Origin of the sequence: Mobiluncus curtisii subsp. curtisii ATCC 35241, from assembly GCF_000146285.1 — a bacterium.
Classification (GTDB): Bacteria; Actinomycetota; Actinomycetes; order Actinomycetales; family Actinomycetaceae; genus Mobiluncus; species Mobiluncus curtisii.
The window spans coordinates 1245976-1264465 of the sequence record NZ_GL385912.1 but is presented as its reverse complement, the minus strand read 5'-3'; the positions used below and the strand labels follow the sequence as shown (position 1 = coordinate 1264465).

Sequence of the window (18490 nt, the reverse complement as noted above, 5' to 3'; positions counted from 1 at the left end):
CCAGCAGGAATAATATCGTTGGTAAATTCTAGTGAATATACTCCAGCCACTACGTCTTTAAGTTTTAAGGTTCGTGTTTAATCCAACTGATTCCGTACTACTCAGCAGCTATTTGCCATCCAGAGGCCGCTTGACGCTCATCCCAAAATTCTCGGTAAATCCCCTGGCAGCTTACAAGTTCATTGTGGGTACCGATCTGAGCCACTTGTCCCTGATTGTCTAGAACCACAATCTGGTCAGCTTGAGTAATCGTGTGGAGTTTATGCGCGATTACCAACATGGTGGATTGGCGGCGTAATACTTCGAAAGAGCGCAGCAGGTTTGCTTCGTTCTCGGCATCCAAAGCGCTGGTAGCTTCATCGAAGAGCACAATCGGAGCATTTTTTAAAATAGCGCGAGCAATCGAAACCCGTTGGCGTTCCCCTCCTGATAATGCGCAGCCACCTTCACCTACGTTTGTATTCCAACCATCGGGAAGTCGGCTGACAATATCGTTGACACCTGCTAGTTCTGCCGCATTTAGTAGAGCCTCTTTGCTCGCATTGGAGTTACCGATACGGATATTGGCTTCCAAAGTGTCATCGAAAAGATAGACATCTTGGAAAACCATTGAAATCTGACTCATTAAATCTTCAGTAGTTAATTCTCGAACATCGCGATTTCCAACGAGTACCGCACCCGACTGTACGTCCCAAAAACGACAAATCAAGCGGGCAATAGTGGTTTTACCGGCGCCCGAAGGGCCAACAAGCGCGGTCATAGTGTGGGGAGCGACGGTGAAGCTGACTTTGTTGAGCACCTGTTTATCGTTCCCGTAAGAAAAATCAACCTCTTGAAGCTCAACTTGGTGGGGTAGGGGTTGAGGTAGCGAAGTTTCCGGCTCGGGCAGAGGGCGCGCATCCAATACTTCGTTGATAGTCGCCATTGTCGGGCCAACCGCCAGTAGTCCTGTTCGACAATCAGAAATCGTGGAAAGGTAATGAGTGATTTCCAGGCTTATCCCAATAACTGCCACCACTGCCAGGGGAGCAAGGCTTCCAGTAAAAGCAAGATGAACACTGGAAATAATCATTATCACGCAAATTGTTTGCGAGGCAATGCCGCCGAGGAAATTCCCGATGCATTCTACCCACAGTCGGCGAGTGCATCTGCGGCGATTTTCTGCTAAAGCCGTGGCCATTTGGGGGTAAATTGTCTGGTCACATGCACGGAGCATGGCTTGGCAGGTAGAAAATTCTACGATTCGATCAGCTAGTTCAGTAGCCGCCGGGGCCGCGTAGGCGTTGGCGGCACTGTCTAGGTAGGTTAATGCCCACATCAGGATCAGGTAACAGATTAGGCATAACGCAAAAATTGAGCCCAGGATGGGGTACCACCAGAGCAAACCAGCAAGCAGCGTCAGCAAAGTGACGGTGGCGGCGGATAGTTCCGTGAGCAAATGGGCACTCAGGTTTCCGAGCTCATTGACAGTAGCTGCCCCTAGACGGGACAAACGTCCGGTAGTGTCGGTGGAGAACCATCCCAGGGGCAGTTTTGCCAGCTGATCCCCGACGCGGCGATGGACAGAGCGCATCACCGAAAAAGCGCCTTCGTAGGAGAATCTATCTCGTATGTAGATACTAATCGCTCCGATAATCGCCGTGACGAGCAGGGTTAAGATCCAGGGGTTAGCGTTATTGGCGGTTTCTTCCTGTCTGCTAGCCCAGGTATTTGCGAGCTGAATCAGCGCAAGTAAGCCTACCCCCTGCGCAATGCCGCTGATGATCCGAGCTGCCCAGCTGATACTCCTGCTGTGATTTTGAGAGTTGGCGCTGAGGCGGAAATTTGTTCGAATTATGTCGATAGCTCCCGTTGAATTATCCATTTCAGTTTCGTCCTCCTTCCGTAAGCTCAACATTGGATGCCGACCACAGGCGACGGTAGAGTTGTATATTTTGTAGCTTCTGGTGATTACCGCAGGCCACCAGCTCTCCTTGATTAAGGAGGACGATTTGATTGACATTCTTGACTGAATCGGGACGGTGGTCAATAACCAGAACAGTACGTCCGGCCATTAGATGGTTAATAGCTTTTTGGATTTGTGCTTCACATTCCGGATCTACCATGGCTGCTGCTTCATCCAATATGAGTATCGGCGCATCCAATAGTAAGGTTCTGGCGATGGCAATCCGCTGAGCTTGCCCTCCCGATAGCTTCAGATCTTCCCCGACGACGGTGTCATATCCTTTAGGTAGTGCCATGATTTCGTCATGAATCTGTGCCTGGCGAGCAGCGTTAATAATCTCGGTTTCATCGGCATCGTGTCGCCCGATAGAAATATTGTCGCGAATGGAAGCCCGCAAGAGCTGCGCATCTTGCAGGACGAACCCAAGGTGACGGTAGAGGTCAGTTCTGCTCAGGTCTTTAAGGTTGACACCACCGATTAGTACTGTGCCCGTATCGGGATCCAGGAAGCGAGCGGCCAATTTGGCCAAGGTAGTTTTTCCGGCCCCTGATGGTCCCATGAGGGCGGTTACTGTTCCGGGCGCGCAACGTAAGGAGATATTATCCAAAGCTAGGGTATGGCCATAGCTGAGCGATACGTTTTTAAATTCGATGCTTGCGTCTTGGGGTAAATGCAGTGACCGATCCGGGCAGGAGAGGGGCTGTACCCTACGAAGATCAAGAATCCTTTTGGCTGCGGCACCGGCTAACTGATAATTCCAAGCAAGCTGGGTTACCAGGTTAATTGAGGAGGGTAGCGCGATGGCAATTAAACAACCGGCAACTACTTCTACCGGACTAACCCAATGCTTGGAGACGAAGCAGGGGCCGACAATCCCAAATAAGAGAACTATCAATGGGGTAGAGGTGAGGGCAGCGGTCAGGGAAGCCGCGTGCACCATTGGCCGATTCCATTCCTCCATATAGTCACAGGCTTCATTGGCGCTGTGGGCATATTTGCGGTGTGCTTTTCCGGTGATTCCAAAAGTCTTAACCACCTGGATGCCTTTTACGAACTCCACCATTGCGGAGGAAACCTGATCAAGTTTGGCATCAAGTTCTAAGGACTTATCGCTCATTCCCCGCATCATCACCGCGTAGGCAATAATGTAAATCGGCACCGTAACAATTACTAAAACTCCGAGCCTTAAATCAATAGTGAAGGTATAGCCCGCGCAAAATATGGGCATTAGGGTGGCAATCAGCGAATCTACGGGGCGGTGTGCTACTAGCATATGTAGATTCTTTACATCGTCTTGCAGTACTTTACGCACGTGCCCGGAAGTGTTATCGCTAAACCAAGTTAAAGGAGCTTGCCCCAGAAAATGAATAATTTTTTGCTGAATACTTGCCGATAGGCGATTATCTGCAATATGGGTAACCAGCAAGCCCACAAAATAAGCGAATAGACCTCCACAAAATGTTCCGATTAACACCTGTACCCAAAACATGATGACGCTTTGGTTGGGCGATGCGCCATTACCTAATGAAGTTAGGAGTTCGTTGCCAATCCCCACTAAAGCAACGAACGGAAAAACTCGCAAAATAGCGGAGATAACCGCCATTACTTGACCAACTCGTAGCGCTAATTGGACGGGAGCTAAAAGTTCTCGTAATGCGGCTTTGCCTTGTTTGCTGGTCAGCTTGATATTTGTCGCTGTATCTTTTCTTGGTTCGCTAACTTGGTGATCACTCACTTGGCTTCCTCTTTTAATGTTTCTCTTGGTCGGGCGCGGTAAGTTGCATGTTTATTTCGCTATCGAGAGGCTGAAGCAATAGTTGGTAATCGGCAACTTCATTGATGAACTCCAAGTCGTGACTGATGATCAGGATTGCTTTGTCCTTTGCGGCTAGTGAGCGAATCTGGGAACTAATCGATAGTAGGTGCTGGTAGTCAACCCCTGAGGTGGGTTCATCGAATACGTAAAGCTCTGCCTGGCTCGCCAGGGCATTGGCAATCACGAGACGTTGTTTTTGTCCCCCGGAAAGAGTCATTGGGTGCCGTTCAGATAATCCTTGCAATCCCAGATCGCCTAGAAGCGTCTGCACCTGCTCTCTACTAAGATTGTCATTTCCTAGTACGACCTCTGCCGCTACTGTTTCGGCAAATAGTTGCCGGTTTACATCTTGCATTACTAGCACGCTGCGTTTTTGTCTGTCTGCCGCCCGGCAGGATTTGCCGCTAAAACTAATAACGCTGCCTCCTTCCGGGTGAGCTAGCCCGATGAGGGTGCGTGCGAGAGTAGTTTTGCCCGCTCCGTTCGGGCCGACTAGCGCAACTACTTTTCCCTTCGGTAAATATAGGGAAGGAATATTGAGGACGCGATGTTTGCCGTAACTGAACCTTAAATTTTTTGCGGTGATACCGTCTGCCTGTTGATCAGGAGGGGTGTTAACGCACATTTCCGGTTTTTCCAGGGTGCGCAGCCCTAACTCTTTACGCTGTTTAGAAGACAAACTAAAAAACTCGTCCGCGGTATACAAATGCTGGATTCGTCCTTTACCCATGATCGCGACTTGATCTGCGAGACCTTTTAGAGGGTAAACGCGGTGTTCTGCTACTACCAGGGTCCAGCCCGCGCTTTTTAATCTTTGTAAGACTTTGCTGAATGCGGAGATTGCTTCCGGGGAAAGGTTAGAGGTGGGCTCGTCTAAAAGCAGGATTTGCTGTGGTCCGGCTACTGCTGCCGCGCAAGCAACCAGCTGTAATTCACCTCCGGAGAGCTTACGTAACTCTTTGCCTAGCAGTCGCTGAATGCCCCAGGTGTTTACAGCTTCCGCAATCCGGTTAGCGGTTGTTTGGGGGGTATCTCCGGCATTTTCGCTCGCGAATGCTAACTCTTCTAGTACATTTGCCGTAAAAAATTGGGAGCGGGGATTTTGAAAAACTGTCCCGGCGGTACGCCCTAATTCTTGGATATCTGTTTGCACGGTATCGAGACCGGCAAGGGTAGTGTGTCCGCTGAGATTACCCTTATAAAGTTCAGGTATTAAACCGTTCAGAAGTTTTAAGAGGGTCGACTTGCCTGCTCCGGAAGGACCGGTGATTAGAGTACAGGATCCTGTAGGGAAATCGAGGTTGATATCGTTGACTGCGCTAACGTGAGCTGATGAGGTTTCTTCGTCCGGGTTGAACTGGTAATCGAAGGAGACATTGTCGATTAAGGTGCTCATTTGAATCCGCCAGAGAGTATAGCTAGATGGTCTGAGTAGGGGATGAGAGCAATCAGGGCGATTAGCGTCAGTATCCAGAGGGCGTCTAGTCGGTTGAATCGGAGCTGTTTCAAAGTGCTTGGGCAAATAGTGGATCCTAAACCGCGCACCATTCCGGCGGCGGTCATTTCATCAGCGGTTCGCGCGCAGGATGCCAGTAAGGGAACTAAAACCATTTCTAGAAAATGGAGGGGATGGAAGAGGGCGCGCCATCCCATTTGTAATCCCCGCAGGGACATTGCTTCTCTTACTGCACGGTATTCTCGGAATACTGTCGGTATGAATCGTAATAGCACTACCAGGGGAACGGTTATAGCTACCGGTATGCGTAAGCTGCGAAGACCGGCTACGAGTTCTCCGGGGACGATAGCTTTAATCGCGTAACCTGCCAGACCGCCAACAGTGCAGAGCTTTATCATCCAGTAGCCTAAAACCATTAAAAATGCGGTGAAGGCATTTGGCCAGATTTTTGGGAAAAAATAGATACAAGCAATCCAAGTTCCTTCCACGGCAAGGAAACCTAGCACCCATGAATAGCAGCGCGTCGATAGTAAAGCCAAAAGTGCAATGCCTGCCACCAAGAAAGTTATCGCTATGGGTAACCGAGACATTACCAGAGCATTTAATACAAATATAACCAGTAAAACGGTGCGCGGATCTGGTCGGGAGTGGCGCTGGTTGGCTGCTAAAATTTCAGCGCTGGTGACTTGATCCTGGCGATAGCTTGCTGCTGATCCGAGGTCGCTGGTTTGGCATTGAAAAGTCATTACTTTGCGATGCCAGCTTTACGGAAGTGCCGAGCCATTAGAGAATTTCCAAAGACTCCACCGATGAGCCCGAGAACGAAAACTCCCGCCCCCCATGCCACAATCATCCATGGCGATAAGAACCAGCGTAATGAATCTGCGTAGGCGGTTCCCATAGAGTCGGCAATATAGTTGTAATAGCCCTGAGCATCAATAAATACGGGGAACCAGGGCACCACGTACCACACGGACATGACGGCGTATCCTAGAACCCGAAAAACCGCTGATTTTTTAGCGAAGAGAAAATCTGCGGCTAGTCCCAGCAAGGGTGTAAGTAGGGCAGTAACCCAGGGGTGCCCGGTAATTGCCATTAAAATCCCGACTAGTAGTCCCATTAGTGCCAGGGCCCCAATCTTTGGCACCCGCGACTTAAATAGCATGACTACGGCGCCGTTAGCGATAAGCCCTAAGGCATAGCCCACAAACATCATTGCTGGATTAATAATGCCTAGCATTCCGGTGCCGAAAACTAGCACAAAATAAATTGCAGTGAAAACGCCAATGTTGATAAAGTCGCGTGTCTTCATGCGATATACCCCTTCTAAATAATTAATTAGGTAAGCCTCGCCTAATAATAGAGTAACGTGGGTGCCCCCTATTTTGTCAAGTAGTATCCGGGTAATCTAGCCGACACATAGGTCGGAGAAAGGGAATAGCTAAGGAACTAGCTAGCCTCAAAGAGCTTGCCTATTAGCGGATTTACTAGCCCATAAACAGCGGCGAACCTAGGCATAGGTTTTCGCTAGCACGTTCGCTAAGAACCTGGCTACTAGCTTTATCTACAAGCGCGGAGCGCGCAACTACCGGCAGGGCACCAGTGGCACGCCACCCATCCTCAGCTATTCGCCTGTTACCTCACGAAACACTTATCCCGCTAAACCCCAGCAGGAATAATATCGTCGATAAACCAGATGCGTTTCGGTACGGCTCTGCCGGTTTCGATACGCCAACAATCCACCAGATCCAATAGTTCACCGAATATGGTCAGGTCGATTTGCCTGCGGGTCAGTCCCAGGTGGGCGAGCCCGATATAGGTCAGGCGGGTAAAGATTGCCTCGTCATTATCTAGTAGGTGTCCTTTTTCTTGGTTTGCCCTTTTGGGTCGGGGGTCTCGGTCATGATTGCTCGCCTGGTGCCACGTTGGAGTGTCTGGGCGATAGAAGTGTACTGGGTTTTGTTCCGTTTCTTATACGGGGGTCAGTTCTCTGGTCCGGTGTTGATTATAGTTTGTGATGAGTTCCTCGGGGGTGGTGTAGCCGAGGGATTCATGGAGTCGGGTATTGTTCCACCAGTGGACCCAGTTCATGGTGGCGAACTCGACCTCGGTGCATGAGCGACAGGTCTGGGAATAGATAAGTTCGGTCTTGTACAAGCCGTTGACTGTCTCGGCCAGGGCGTTATCATAACTATCGCCCACGGTTCCGGTAGAAGACTTGATTCCGTAATCAGCGAGTTTCTCACTGTATTTAATGCTCGTGTATTGCGAGCCATGATTGGAATGGTGAACAAGACCAGCGGAACCTTTAGCGTTCATGATTGCTTGCTCAAGGGCTTCTAGCGGAAGTTCCTCGGTTTGCATGGTCGACCTGGTAGCCCAACCCACGATTTTCCTGCTATAAACATCAGTCACAAAGACCGTATAGACGAACCCGGACAAGGTAGGCACATAGGTGATGTCCGTAACCCGCAGCCGGTTCGGCGCGTTGGAGCTGAACCGGCGTTGAACCAAGTCCGGGCGAGTATCAGGAGTAGGCGATGGGCGGGTAGTGACCGGTTTACGACCGCGACGAACCCCACTAATCCCATTCGTTGACTCCCTCGACTGGTATAACACCGCCCAAGGTCGCACCATCCACGACCGCAGACACGCCGCCATATGTATCTGGCTAGCCGCTGGAATAGACCTCGCCACCGTCAGAGCCTGGGCCGGACATGCCGACCTCACCACCACATCACGCTACACCCACTGGCTAGGAACCAAAGCCGACCAAACCTCCCTAGCCACACTCAACAAAGTCATCCAAAACACCACCAGCCCCAGCCCTGTCACCAGCATCAGCGCAGTAAACGGGGGTACGCACGGGGTACGCGAAAAACGAAACACAACCATGTAACACAAAATCAAACAGGCTACCACCTGCGAAAACAAACAGTCGGGGTATTCGCAATCGCTGCGCGATTGCATGCCCCTTAGCCGAAGCGGCAAATACCTTCCGGTTTTGTTTTGCCGCGGACTGCGTCTGCGGCTACGTTGCGCGGTCCAGCTCGCTTACGCAAGCAAGCTTGCGACGCGGCTGTGCCACGCAACTAGCCCGCTTCGCGGGCAAAACAAAACCGGTCAAGGTGCTTACCTTGACCGGAGTCGGGGTGGCGGGATTTGAACCCGCGGCCTCTTCGTCCCGAACGAAGCACGCTACCAAGCTGCGCCACACCCCGTGCGTTTTGCAACCCCTCAATTATACAGATGAACCGAAATATCAGAAATTGTGACCGGGCTAAATAATTCGTGCGCCGGACCATGAGACTCGCCCGGAACTGCACTCTGCTGGCAAGCATCGCACATCCGGCAGAATAGCTCACAAATTGTCCATGAATCGCCCATAAATTCAGACTAATCGCCACCCAATCGACCCGTTTGCGGCTTTCGATACAATCGACACGTGAATATCCTCGTTGTTTGTACCGGCAACATCTGCCGCTCCCCGATGGCTGAAATCATCCTGCGCGAAACCGCCGCCAGAGAAGGGGTTGACCTGCGCGTATCTTCGGCAGGAACCTCGGACGAAGAACACGGTCACGGTCTGGATCGGCGCGCCGCAAAAGTCCTCCGCGAAGCCGGCTATACCCTGCCCACCAGCCACTTTGCCCACCGCGCCACCACCGCGGAACTACGCAGTGCCGACCTTGTGCTGGCAATGACCACAGGTCACGCCCGCATCCTCCAGCGCATGATGGCCTCCGCTGGGGTCAGCGCCGACAAACTGCACCTGTGGAGGGAGTTCGACGGTACCGTGCCTTTCGGCTCCATCAACGATTATCTGCAATCTTCGCCAGGGTATTCCGACCAGTATTCTTCCGGAGGTCACGCGGACGTGCCCGACCCCTGGTATGGGGATCAGGACGGGTTTTATCGCACTTTAGCGGTTGTGGAGGCTGGTGCGGAGGGTCTGTTGCGCTGGCACAAGGGCGGAGGGGCACAAGCCCGGTAGGGTTCCGCTTGCCGGTCTCACGCTGTTACGGAAACGCTCATTTGGGCTGACGGCAGTAGGCGGCTCAATGCGTCTTTCTGTTTGGTGTTCGACCGGCGCAATGTCCACTGGACATTGCTTTTATGCCGGTCTCACACTGTTACGGAAACGCTCTTTTGAGCTAACGGCAACTGCCGTCAGCTCAATGCGTCTTTCTGTTTGGAGTTCGACCGGCGCAATGTCCACTGGACATTGCTTTTTTGCCGGTCTCACACTGTTACGGAAACGCTCTTTTGAGCTAACGGCAACTGCCGTCAGCTCAATGCGTTTCCGCAATTTGCACAAAACTTTGGTTTCGGGTCGGGGAGTTTTGCCCCGCAATTCGAGCAAAAGCCTCCGGCGCCTCCAGCCGGAGCCGTCTGCCGGGGTTTACCGCAGTTAGAACAGAAATTGCCGGTGTTTTGCGCCCCGCAATCGCAAACCCACGCCGCGCCAGCCGCCCCGGCGCCACCCGCCGCACCGACCTGCTGCGCCCCGGTCTGCTGAGCCTGCTGCGCTGCTTGCTGCTGCTGCATCTGTGCCTGGTTCGAAGCCGCAGCCGCCCCCATGAAACCGCCGCCTGCCTGCATTCCCATGCCGACGCCCATCATCGCCATACCCGCGCCCGCCGGATTCGACCCGGCGTTCTCGATACCGCGCGCCACGGAGCCTTGCACAAATCCCTCGCGAATCGTGGGATCTTGGAGCATCGCGCCCTGGTTGCGCATATCAATCATCTGGCGCGACTGTTCATCGTAAGAAATCGAAGCAATACCAACGGCCTGAACCTCGATACCGCGCTGCTGCAGCCACTCGGCATCCAAAGCGTCGCGCATATACTTCGACAGCTCGCTCATCTTGGAGGTGACCTGGGAAATGCGGATTCCGTCTACGCTCATCTGGTTGATGGAAACCTGCAACGCCTCCAGGAACTCGTTTTGGTACTGTTCCTTAATCTCATCAATATGCACGTGCGTGGCATCACGCGGAATCGCCTCGGCATAAAACTTCAGCGGGTCGACGATGCGAATGGAATAGGTGCCGTGCGCGCGCAGGAACAGCTCGGCGTTATAGAAATTGTCAAAGTACTGCACCGCGTTAGGAGTGCCGAACTTAATACCTTTAATCTCTTGCAAATTGACGTAAAACGCCTGTTGTGCCCCGGAAGGAGTGCCACCGAACTTGAAACGATTCCAAGTCTCTTTCAGCGCGTCACCAAAGCTCCCGGAAAACAGCGACGGCGCCGAACCGGAATTAAACGTGTACGCGCCCGGTTCGGTGGAAAAGTCCACAATCTTGCCCGAATCCGTGATCAGCAAGGCTTGACGGTCATAAACCAGCAGCTTAGAACCGTCAGAAATGATGTCCTGCGAACCTCGCTTGTTTGATCCGCGCCCGCCCTGGCGCATCTGGGCACCCTTGGTAAAGACGATACCTTCCCCCATGTCTTGTGCGGCGATGGCATCCAGCCACTGATCCGCCAAAGTCCCGCCGATAGCGCCGGCTGCCGCCTGAATCAAGCCCATGTTTCCTCCTCATTTCAGTGTGTGCCAAAGACCACTCGGGTCGCCTGTGCGGGACCACCCGGCTGGCAGTCTCCAGCTTTCACTAAAAACCTAGACGATTTAACACCCAAAAGGGTGAAAACCCAGCTGGTTTCGTGTCGAACGGGCATTTCTCAGGAAGGCGTGAGCGGTCAAAAGGGTGGTGCGTCCGGGCTTTCACCCATTTGGGTGTTCGTTTTGGGTGGCGGCGCTGTAAGTATAGGTGTGGAAAATCCCGCAGTTGGAGTCAATACCAAGGAGGAAATCATGGGTTTATTTGATGCGAAACAGTGCGCGCTGTGTTTTCAAAAGGCCGGAATGCTCACCAAACAAAAGCTGCAGGACGGCTTCCTGTGCGGGGATTGCAAGAAGAAATTGTCTGACCTGTCCTCGGGGTGGAAGCAACGCACCGTCGCGGACGTGAACGAACACCTGGCGTTGCGCGAAGCAAACAAAGAACGTGCCGCCCAGTTCCAAGTCACTCGCTTGTTTGGGACCGGGTGTTGCCTGGAACTTGACGACACCCACGGCTGGTTCCGGTTTAAGATTGGGCGCGACTACAAGCAGGGCAACGCCCAAGTATTTGCCTTTAACGAACTGGGTAATTTCTATGCGGAAATTCATTACGATTCCATCGCGGACGATGAGGACGGCGACGGTATCCCCGATCAGTACGATTGTGATTCCCATGGTTCACACCGCAACGGCATGGGAATGATGGGGACGATGGGCGGCGAACTGAACTCTCAATCAGCCAATATGTTCGTAAACGGTTCGGGAATGGTCCAGTACTTCCGTTCCGTCGGCAATCAAATCAACGATGCGGGAATGCCTTCCGAAGTGACGGACATCACCATGGTGGTGGGCACCACCAACCGGTTCTGGCCCGAAGTGCGGTTGCGCGGCTCGTTCTTTGGGGCGGGTAACGATATGCAAAAGTTGCAGGAAGCTCAACAGACTATTCAGGCCCTCGCCCAGCTCCGCGTCGGTGCTGGTGGCATGGGGGCTCCGATGGACCAGCTGGGCATAATGTGTCAGCCGGGTATGGCTCCTATGGCGGGCGGCATGATGGTCGGGGGTATGGGTATGCCCCAGCAGGGTATGGCGCAGCCGGGGATGCAGTACGGTATGCCAGGTGCGATGCCAATGCAGCAGCCCTCGATGGGGGCAGTTCCCCAGCAGGGCATGGGTGCCCAGATGGGCGGGGCACCAGCTCAGGGCGCGCACCCGACAAATTGTCCCGCCTGTAATGCGCTGGTAGACGGGCAATTCTGCGGCAGTTGTGGCACCAAAGTTTATTGAAATCCCAGATGCAAAGCGAACCTCTGGAGTGAGGATTTTGCATTCAACGGGGGCTTCCGCAAGGAGGCCCCGTTGTTTTGCCCTCGGCAAATCACGGGTCAGACCCTTCACTTCACGTAGTGGCGGGAAGGGCTGGGAAACTCTCATGCTAATTTCAGGAAAGTGGGAAAATTATCAGCTTGCTTACAGGTTTGTAAGTACAACTATAGCTATAGTAGCACGGGTTAAAACTGTGTCTACATGGGGAAATGGTAGATAAGGTAAACCTTATTAAATCCTGTCTTTTTTCTGGGCAAAAGCTGGGATATTATTGGGACAGGAATAAAGGTTCCGAGCTCATGTTTCTGTAGGAAGGCAAGAAAACGTGCGTAAGACAGATTTGACGAAAGCCGCGCTCGCCTACGTCGGGGCAGCTTCTTTGGTTTTCTCGACGCTGGTTGCCGGCACTGCCGGCGCATTTGCCACTGGTCCAGCGATTGCAGGGGCGATTGAGACCACGACCTCGGTTAACGCTCACCATTCAATTTCGGGTTCTGTGTTCCAACAGCAGGGTGGAGATCTCTGGCAGGCTCCTAATTCTGAAAAAGGCTACGGCGTTCCCTTGTCTGGTGTTCGTGTTTATGCGCAGTGGACCGAAAAGGATGGCTCCACCTCCCCGATTTATACGACAACCTCAAGGGCTGACGGTTCTTTCGCGATTGCAATGAAGCAGTTTGTGAAAGACAACGGTGAGGTGGCCAAATTTGATGCCGACCCAAACTTGCCCGAAGGTGAGAAATGGCGGGTCTGGACGGTCAATCCTGACACTAGCAAGTATCAACTTTTGTGGTCCTGGAACCATTCTCAAGTAGGGCCAAAAGGTATTGTCATGGACACTGCGGGCGGTGCAGCCAACCTGATTGGTTCCAATCGAGTGACGGGATTACGTTTCGCATACTCGGAAAAGGTGGATGCCACTCTGATGCATCTTTCCGAAGCTAGTGACAATGGTCCGAAACAGAATGCTGGCTTTGTTGCAGGACGTGTGTACTGGAACCTTTTTGAGTTGCCTGGCGGTCTGAACTGGGGAACCGTAACTAATTTCGACTCCAATAAGGACAAACCTGTTGCAGGCGTAACAGTGACTGGCTCCTATCTGAAGGACTCCGCTATCCGGCGCATCATGACTGGGTACAAAACGATTGCCGGTAAGACCCCTCGGGCGGGTGGCATCGCTATCTGGACGCCAAAAGATGAAGCCTCAATGCAGGCGTGGATTAAAGATCAGATTGCCAAAGAAGGCGTGGATAACTGGATTGCAGAAACCGTAACCACGAAAACGGATGCGAATGGTGAGTATGCCCTGCAATTCAAGGGAACTTGGGGTAGCCATGTTGCAGATGAGGAAAAATGCGGTCTTGTTGACAAGAAATTATGCGGCACTCTCGCGGCTGATGCGAAAACAGGCTCGTGGCTCAAGGGAAACGCGAATTCCAAGCACATTAATGACGATTGGATGTTTATCTCTATAGAAAACCATCCGGGCATTGCCCAAACTAGCCCTTTCTATAACAACGCCTTCAAAGGTTATATAGGTTCTTTGACCACCGCGGGTTGGCCAGTAACTAACATGGTGAATTATCTCAATCATGTAAATTTCGCGCTTTACCCCGAATACGTAGATTTTGACGTAAACCCCTACAACACTACAGATAACTTGGCTAAGCGTGGAGACACCGCCGGTACAACCACCACCGGGTTGCCGAAGGCATGGAACAACTCCACGACGTACCAAATCGAGTGGAGCGCGGAGGGCGAGGTCGTACCCGGTGGTAGTTGCGAGAAGCAGCGTCCCAACGCTATGGGTGATTTGAAATCCTGTCCTTTGACAGTTCCCGCCAACTTGGAGCGTAAGACCACCTATACTGCGAAGCTTTACGCTTTTGCCGCTGATGGAACTCGTATCGAAACCCCACTGGCAATGGATGCATTCACGGCGGTTCCCGAGACAAGGGACGCTGACGGTGACGGTGTGCCCGATGATAAAGACAAATGTGAGAAAACCCCGGACGGGACTACGGTAGACCAGGACGGCTGCACTTTGACGCAGCGCTACAAGCCGAACTACCGTGACACCGAGGCTAAGGTCGGACAGAAAGCAACGTCCGAGCCCCCCACTTTTGATGACGCGACCACATCTGAGGTGGAACATCTGCCGTACAACGGGCTAGGCAAGGACCGCAAGGGTTCCGCGACGAGCTTTGTACCTGAGAAGGGCGCTGCTGCCGAGAACGGTGCCATCACTTTCACTCCCACTGAGGAAGGCACAATTGGAGTGCCGGTCATCGTCACCTACAGCGACGGAACCAGTGCGAACACCACCGCGAACTTCATCGCTACCGATGGTGATGGGGACGGCGATGGCGTGCCGGATAGCAAAGACAAGTGCTCGAATACCCCAAAGGATTACCAGGGTAAGGTGACCGCAGACGGATGTGCGATTCCTACGGTTAGTGACTTCACTGTGCGCGGCACTGTGGGCAAGCCCATCAATCCGGCACAAATCGTCATCATTGACCCCGACCACATCGTGACGAATTGCACCTCGGCGGATTTGCCCCTGGGCTTGACCGCCAAGTGGGAAAACGGGACCTGCACGGTAAGCACTGCCACCACTCTCGACAAAGCTCTGAACCAAGACGGTCTGAAGGTTGAAGTGACCTACCAGGGTGGCACTGCCACCAGCCACGGTAGCGTAGCTATTACTGATAAACCAGATGGTGACGGCGACGGTGTGCCTGATCCGCAAGACCCGAATCATCCCGGTGCGGGTGAGGACCACTGCCCCGGCACCCCGGAGGGCGCTCAGATTGATGCCAATGGCTGCTCTGTAGCCCCGACCGTCGGTCCGACCCCGAACATCAACGGCACGGTAGGCGACCCCATCACCTCGGCAGTGGTGCCAGTCGCCAACCCCGGCAAAGCCAAGATTACTTGTGAATCCAAGGATTTGCCGGCGGGCTTGAGCATTGCCTATGACGAAGCGAAGCATGGATGCGTGATTTCGGGCACCCCGACCGTGAAGGTCCCGGCTGACACCACCTACACCGTGACCGTCAACTACACTCCGCAGGATGAAAACAATTCGGCTGGAAAGATTGATACGACCGGTAATGTCACCATCAAAGGTAAAGATTCTGACGGCGACGGTGTGCCTGATCCGCAAGACCCGAATCATCCCGGAGCGGGTGAGGACCACTGCCCCGGCACCCCCGACGGCGCTAAGGTTGACGCCAATGGCTGCCCCGTGGCTCCAACCGTCGGTACTGTCCCGGACGTGAACGGAGAAACCGGCAAACCGGTTACGCCGGTGGAAATCCCGGTTGATAACTCCGGAAAAATCACCAAACTGGAGTGCCACGCCGAGGGGCTAGCCGCCGGTTTGACCATCAAGCTGAACCAGGATGGCACGGCTTGCGTTATCTCGGGAACCCCGACCCAGCCAAAGACCGGCGAAATCAAGGTATCCGTGACCTATCCTGACCCGCAGAACCCGGAGAAAACTAAGACCTCCGAGCCCAGCACCGGTAAAGTCAACATCACCAAGGGTGATAACGGTGGCGGAAATACTCCCGGAGGGAACACGCCCGGCGGGAAAACGCCTGGTGGTACCCCTGGCGGAACCACCCCAGGTGGGACGACGCCCGGTGGCACCACTCCCAGCCCGGAGCTGCCTCCGGTGGCAGGAGTCCAGGAACATGCGCAGCCTGCCCCGAACGCCAACGGTGGCAAGCAAGCTCCGCAGCCCCCGGTAGCCGGAGTGACCGCGACTCCATCCTTGGTTCCGGCTGCTCCCTATCAGCCAAAGATGCCCAGTGCCTTGGCTCACACGGGCGTGAACTCGGTACCCTTCAGCCTCGCTATAGCAGCCTTGCTGTTGGGAATGGGTGCTTGTTTCAGTCTGCGGAGTCGCAAACTTGACCAGGAATAATCAGCTGAACATAACTGCATAAAACGAGAGACTGACTCTCTCCTGTAGAACCATTAGCGGGAACCTCCGATGAGGCTCCCGCTAATGGTTTTTAGCTGCGTGGATAGCCCTCGCCAGTAGCGGCGGTATTTGGGGCTAACAATTCTGAATCAGCAGCGTGGAAATTTGCGTGGCAAGCTATAAACTTAATCAAAAGGAGAGGGAAAGACCGTGGAAAGTGACCAGGAACACCTTGTGAACACGACAGACACATCGCCACATCCGGCTACACGAACAGACTCCCCAATCCGTCAGGCATACCGGGGCAAGCGCCCCGATTCCACCCCGGTCTGGTTCCTGGGTCAGTCCGTGCTGCAACACCCTGATAATTGGCAGGATTTGAGCGTCCGCGAACAGATGGACTATTGTCTGCGTCCAGAAGTCGGGGTGAAAACCGCGCTAGATCCGGTGCGGCAATTCGGTGTGGATGCCGCCCTGTGTAACTCTGACGTGCTGTTTCCCCTGAGGTTGGTGGGTTACGACCTGGTGCGCAAAATCGACCCCCACGGTGAACCCATGCGACCACTGCGTTCCACCGCGGATGTGGATCGAATCATGACTCTGCCTAAGCCAGATTGGTCACGAGTCGAGACGCTCAGCCGAGCGCAGCGCAGTGAGCTAGCACCCGAAAAAGTCCTCATCGCCATCGCGGGAGCGCCTTTCGTGCTGTCCTCGCTGCTGGTGGAAGGCTCCGTCAGCGTCCCGCAAAACCTCCAGACCCGCATCTTTATGCAGTCGCAGCCCCGGAACTGGGAACGGCTGATGAGCTGGTGTTCGAGTCTGGTGCGTCATTTTTTGATGGCACAAGTGCGGGGCGGCGCGGAAGTCATTCAGATGGTCGATCCATGGGTGCGGACGTTGACTGAGGGAGAATATGCGTGCCTAGCGGAGTCCTATGCGCGCGAAATATATAACGAGTTCGACGAGGGCATCATCCGGATTTCCTGCAGCCTGGGCGCTGAACATTTGCTGTCTTCGATTTCCCCTTACGTAAATGTGCTGGGCGTGGGTGATGAATTAACCCTGGCAGAAGCAGCACAAATTGTGCCGGGGATGGTCTTGCAGGGGAACCTCGACCCGGACCTCATCCTGCTCGGTGGCTCAGACGCCCAAGCAGCTGCGCGTCAGGTGCTGGAATCTGGATTGAGTGCGCCCGCCCATGTCTTTAATGTCGCCGGCAGACTGGATCCCGATTCTGACCCCGACGAGGTTCGCCGGCTGGTTGATTTCATCCACGACTACCGATTTTAACATTACACGGCATTCTCGACAGATTTTTCCGCAGCATAATTATGTCTTTCATCAGGGAATACGTGTCTAAAAAAACAAAGTTGAGTCCATGTGTATCAAGTTTAACTAGCACTCTGGGAATAAGAGTGCTAATCTGGTGGTTGTACTGAATGGAACCGGGAAAGCCGGGACCACAGCCGAAAACTGGAAAAAGACACAACTGGAAAAACTATCTGGAGGATACAAATCATGGCTACTTATCGAGACCCATTCACTGAAATCGACCGCATGTTCAACACGGCACTGCACTCCCCGGCAACCCCGGCGATGCCCCTGGATCTCTACCGTCAGGGCGACAAATTCGTCGCCTGCGTGGACCTGCCCGGCGTAGACCCCGCGACTATTGACATCGACGTCGAGGATCGCACCTTGACCATCTCTGCCCAGCGCAAACCCACCGAAGGTGAGGACCTGCACTGGCTGAACCGCGAACGTCCCGCCGGGACCTTCGCGCGCCAGCTGACCCTGGGATACGGCTTGGCACTCGATCGGATTGCTGCCAACTACGAAGGCGGAGTCCTGACCGTGACCATTCCGGTCGCCGAAGAAAACAAGCCGCGCAAGATTCAGGTCGCCGTGGGCGGCGACGCCGACAAAGTCATCGAAAGCTAACAGGAACAGCGCGGGCAGAGCCACGCCACGTCCGTTGCAACGGGCAGCTCCGCCCTGGTGACAAAAATTCTCCCCGGTCAAACGTTTGACCGGGGAGACTGTCGAATTTATGGAAAGTTTCGCTACCGAATCCTAGCCGACAGAAACTGAGTCCGCGACTTCCGCGGGGGTTTCCGGAGCGGTGGTAAGCGGGGCATCCAGCGGCGGACGCACGCCGCGCGGATCCTTCACAATCAGGTAAACTGCCCAAATCATGCCCCCCAGAGCCACCACGAACAGGCCCAGGTAGGTGTCATTGAGCATATCCAAAGGTTCGGGATTGAATACCGCAACGCCCTCTTCGATGTATTCAGCAATCAAATCCACAATCCACATTAGGGAAGCACCCCAGTACATCCAGCACAGCAGGTCCACCCGCATCTTAGATTGCGGAGCGTGAGAATACCACCAGGCGGTCGAGACAATGGCGGCAAAAAGTGTAATCAATAGGGTCATGTCGGGCTC

At 53.7% G+C, this 18490-nt stretch carries 14 protein-coding genes and 1 tRNA gene; 5 read left to right on the top strand and 10 right to left on the bottom strand.

Annotation, left to right across the window (positions count from 1 at the left end; translation table 11 throughout):
• Positions 1–97: 97 nt before the first annotated feature.
• The 8 genes from HMPREF0574_RS05560 to HMPREF0574_RS05525 form a co-directional block, all read right to left on the bottom strand.
• Entirely contained in the window at positions 98–1864 is a 1767-nt protein-coding gene (locus HMPREF0574_RS05560) for an ABC transporter ATP-binding protein (protein ID WP_236585798.1), read from the bottom strand.
• Position 1865: 1 nt separating this feature from the next.
• Entirely contained in the window at positions 1866–3680 is a 1815-nt protein-coding gene (locus HMPREF0574_RS05555) for an ABC transporter ATP-binding protein (RefSeq protein WP_004007731.1), read from the bottom strand.
• A gap of 13 nt (positions 3681–3693) precedes the next feature.
• Positions 3694–5157: an ABC transporter ATP-binding protein gene (locus tag HMPREF0574_RS05550; protein ID WP_036324928.1), complete on the bottom strand. Its 1464-nt coding sequence runs from the start codon at positions 5155–5157 to the stop codon at positions 3694–3696.
• The gene (locus HMPREF0574_RS05545; RefSeq protein ID WP_004007729.1) at positions 5154–5963 is read right to left on the bottom strand and encodes an energy-coupling factor transporter transmembrane component T; all 810 of its coding nucleotides are present in this window, start codon (positions 5961–5963) and stop codon (positions 5154–5156) included. Before HMPREF0574_RS05545 ends, HMPREF0574_RS05550 begins: the two co-directional genes overlap by 4 nt.
• Positions 5963–6529 (bottom strand): MptD family putative ECF transporter S component, encoded by a 567-nt coding sequence (locus HMPREF0574_RS05540; RefSeq protein WP_004007728.1) that lies wholly within the window; start codon positions 6527–6529, stop codon positions 5963–5965. The genes HMPREF0574_RS05545 and HMPREF0574_RS05540 overlap by 1 nt, the downstream gene beginning before the upstream one ends.
• 659 nt (positions 6530–7188) lie before the next feature.
• Positions 7189–7914: an IS3 family transposase gene (locus HMPREF0574_RS09470; protein WP_169303843.1), complete on the bottom strand. Its 726-nt coding sequence runs from the start codon at positions 7912–7914 to the stop codon at positions 7189–7191.
• Between the two features lie 45 nt (positions 7915–7959).
• Positions 7960–8112, bottom strand: coding sequence for a cytochrome BD ubiquinol oxidase (locus HMPREF0574_RS09660; RefSeq protein ID WP_236585799.1), 153 nt, complete (start codon positions 8110–8112; stop codon positions 7960–7962).
• Between the two features lie 252 nt (positions 8113–8364).
• Positions 8365–8438, bottom strand: a tRNA-Pro gene (locus HMPREF0574_RS05525).
• Between the two features lie 224 nt (positions 8439–8662).
• Here HMPREF0574_RS05525 and HMPREF0574_RS05520 point away from each other — a divergent pair.
• Positions 8663–9211, top strand: a complete 549-nt coding sequence (locus HMPREF0574_RS05520; RefSeq protein WP_004007725.1) for a low molecular weight protein-tyrosine-phosphatase — start codon at positions 8663–8665, stop codon at positions 9209–9211.
• Between the two features lie 293 nt (positions 9212–9504).
• Here HMPREF0574_RS05520 and HMPREF0574_RS05515 read toward each other — a convergent pair whose 3' ends face one another.
• On the bottom strand, positions 9505–10755 hold the full coding sequence (locus HMPREF0574_RS05515; protein WP_004007724.1) for an SPFH domain-containing protein: 1251 nt from the start codon (positions 10753–10755) through the stop codon (positions 9505–9507).
• A gap of 285 nt (positions 10756–11040) precedes the next feature.
• On the opposite strand from HMPREF0574_RS05515, the gene HMPREF0574_RS05510 reads away from it, so the two are divergent.
• From HMPREF0574_RS05510 to HMPREF0574_RS05495, 4 genes are all read left to right on the top strand, one after another.
• A complete protein-coding gene (locus tag HMPREF0574_RS05510) occupies positions 11041–12075 on the top strand; it encodes a DUF4428 domain-containing protein (protein WP_236585800.1) in 1035 nt (344 codons plus the stop codon).
• Between the two features lie 364 nt (positions 12076–12439).
• Positions 12440–16045 (top strand): Rib/alpha-like domain-containing protein, encoded by a 3606-nt coding sequence (locus HMPREF0574_RS05505; RefSeq protein WP_004007722.1) that lies wholly within the window; start codon positions 12440–12442, stop codon positions 16043–16045.
• A gap of 210 nt (positions 16046–16255) precedes the next feature.
• Positions 16256–17335: a uroporphyrinogen decarboxylase family protein gene (locus HMPREF0574_RS05500; protein WP_004007721.1), complete on the top strand. Its 1080-nt coding sequence runs from the start codon at positions 16256–16258 to the stop codon at positions 17333–17335.
• A gap of 228 nt (positions 17336–17563) precedes the next feature.
• Positions 17564–17986: an Hsp20/alpha crystallin family protein gene (locus HMPREF0574_RS05495; protein WP_004007720.1), complete on the top strand. Its 423-nt coding sequence runs from the start codon at positions 17564–17566 to the stop codon at positions 17984–17986.
• A 132-nt stretch (positions 17987–18118) separates the two neighbouring features.
• Here the strand turns inward: HMPREF0574_RS05495 and HMPREF0574_RS05490 are convergent, their stop codons facing one another.
• Positions 18119–18481, bottom strand: a complete 363-nt coding sequence (locus HMPREF0574_RS05490) for a hypothetical protein (RefSeq protein WP_004007719.1) — start codon at positions 18479–18481, stop codon at positions 18119–18121.
• Positions 18482–18490 lie beyond the last annotated feature (9 nt).

Bases quoted from the DNA above. Each gene is read 5' to 3' on its own strand.
- HMPREF0574_RS05560 (WP_236585798.1), bottom strand. From the start codon at position 1,864: ATGGATAATTCAACGGGAGCTATCGACATAATTCGAACAAATTTCCGC.
- HMPREF0574_RS05550 (WP_036324928.1), bottom strand. From the start codon at position 5,157: ATGAGCACCTTAATCGACAATGTCTCCTTCGATTACCAGTTCAACCCG.
- HMPREF0574_RS05545 (WP_004007729.1), bottom strand. From the start codon at position 5,963: ATGACTTTTCAATGCCAAACCAGCGACCTCGGATCAGCAGCAAGCTAT.
- HMPREF0574_RS05540 (WP_004007728.1), bottom strand. From the start codon at position 6,529: ATGAAGACACGCGACTTTATCAACATTGGCGTTTTCACTGCAATTTAT.
- HMPREF0574_RS09660 (WP_236585799.1), bottom strand. From the start codon at position 8,112: ATGGTTGTGTTTCGTTTTTCGCGTACCCCGTGCGTACCCCCGTTTACT.
- HMPREF0574_RS05515 (WP_004007724.1), bottom strand. From the start codon at position 10,755: ATGGGCTTGATTCAGGCGGCAGCCGGCGCTATCGGCGGGACTTTGGCG.
- HMPREF0574_RS05510 (WP_236585800.1), top strand. From the start codon at position 11,041: ATGGGTTTATTTGATGCGAAACAGTGCGCGCTGTGTTTTCAAAAGGCC.
- HMPREF0574_RS05495 (WP_004007720.1), top strand. From the start codon at position 17,564: ATGGCTACTTATCGAGACCCATTCACTGAAATCGACCGCATGTTCAAC.
- HMPREF0574_RS05490 (WP_004007719.1), bottom strand. From the start codon at position 18,481: ATGACCCTATTGATTACACTTTTTGCCGCCATTGTCTCGACCGCCTGG.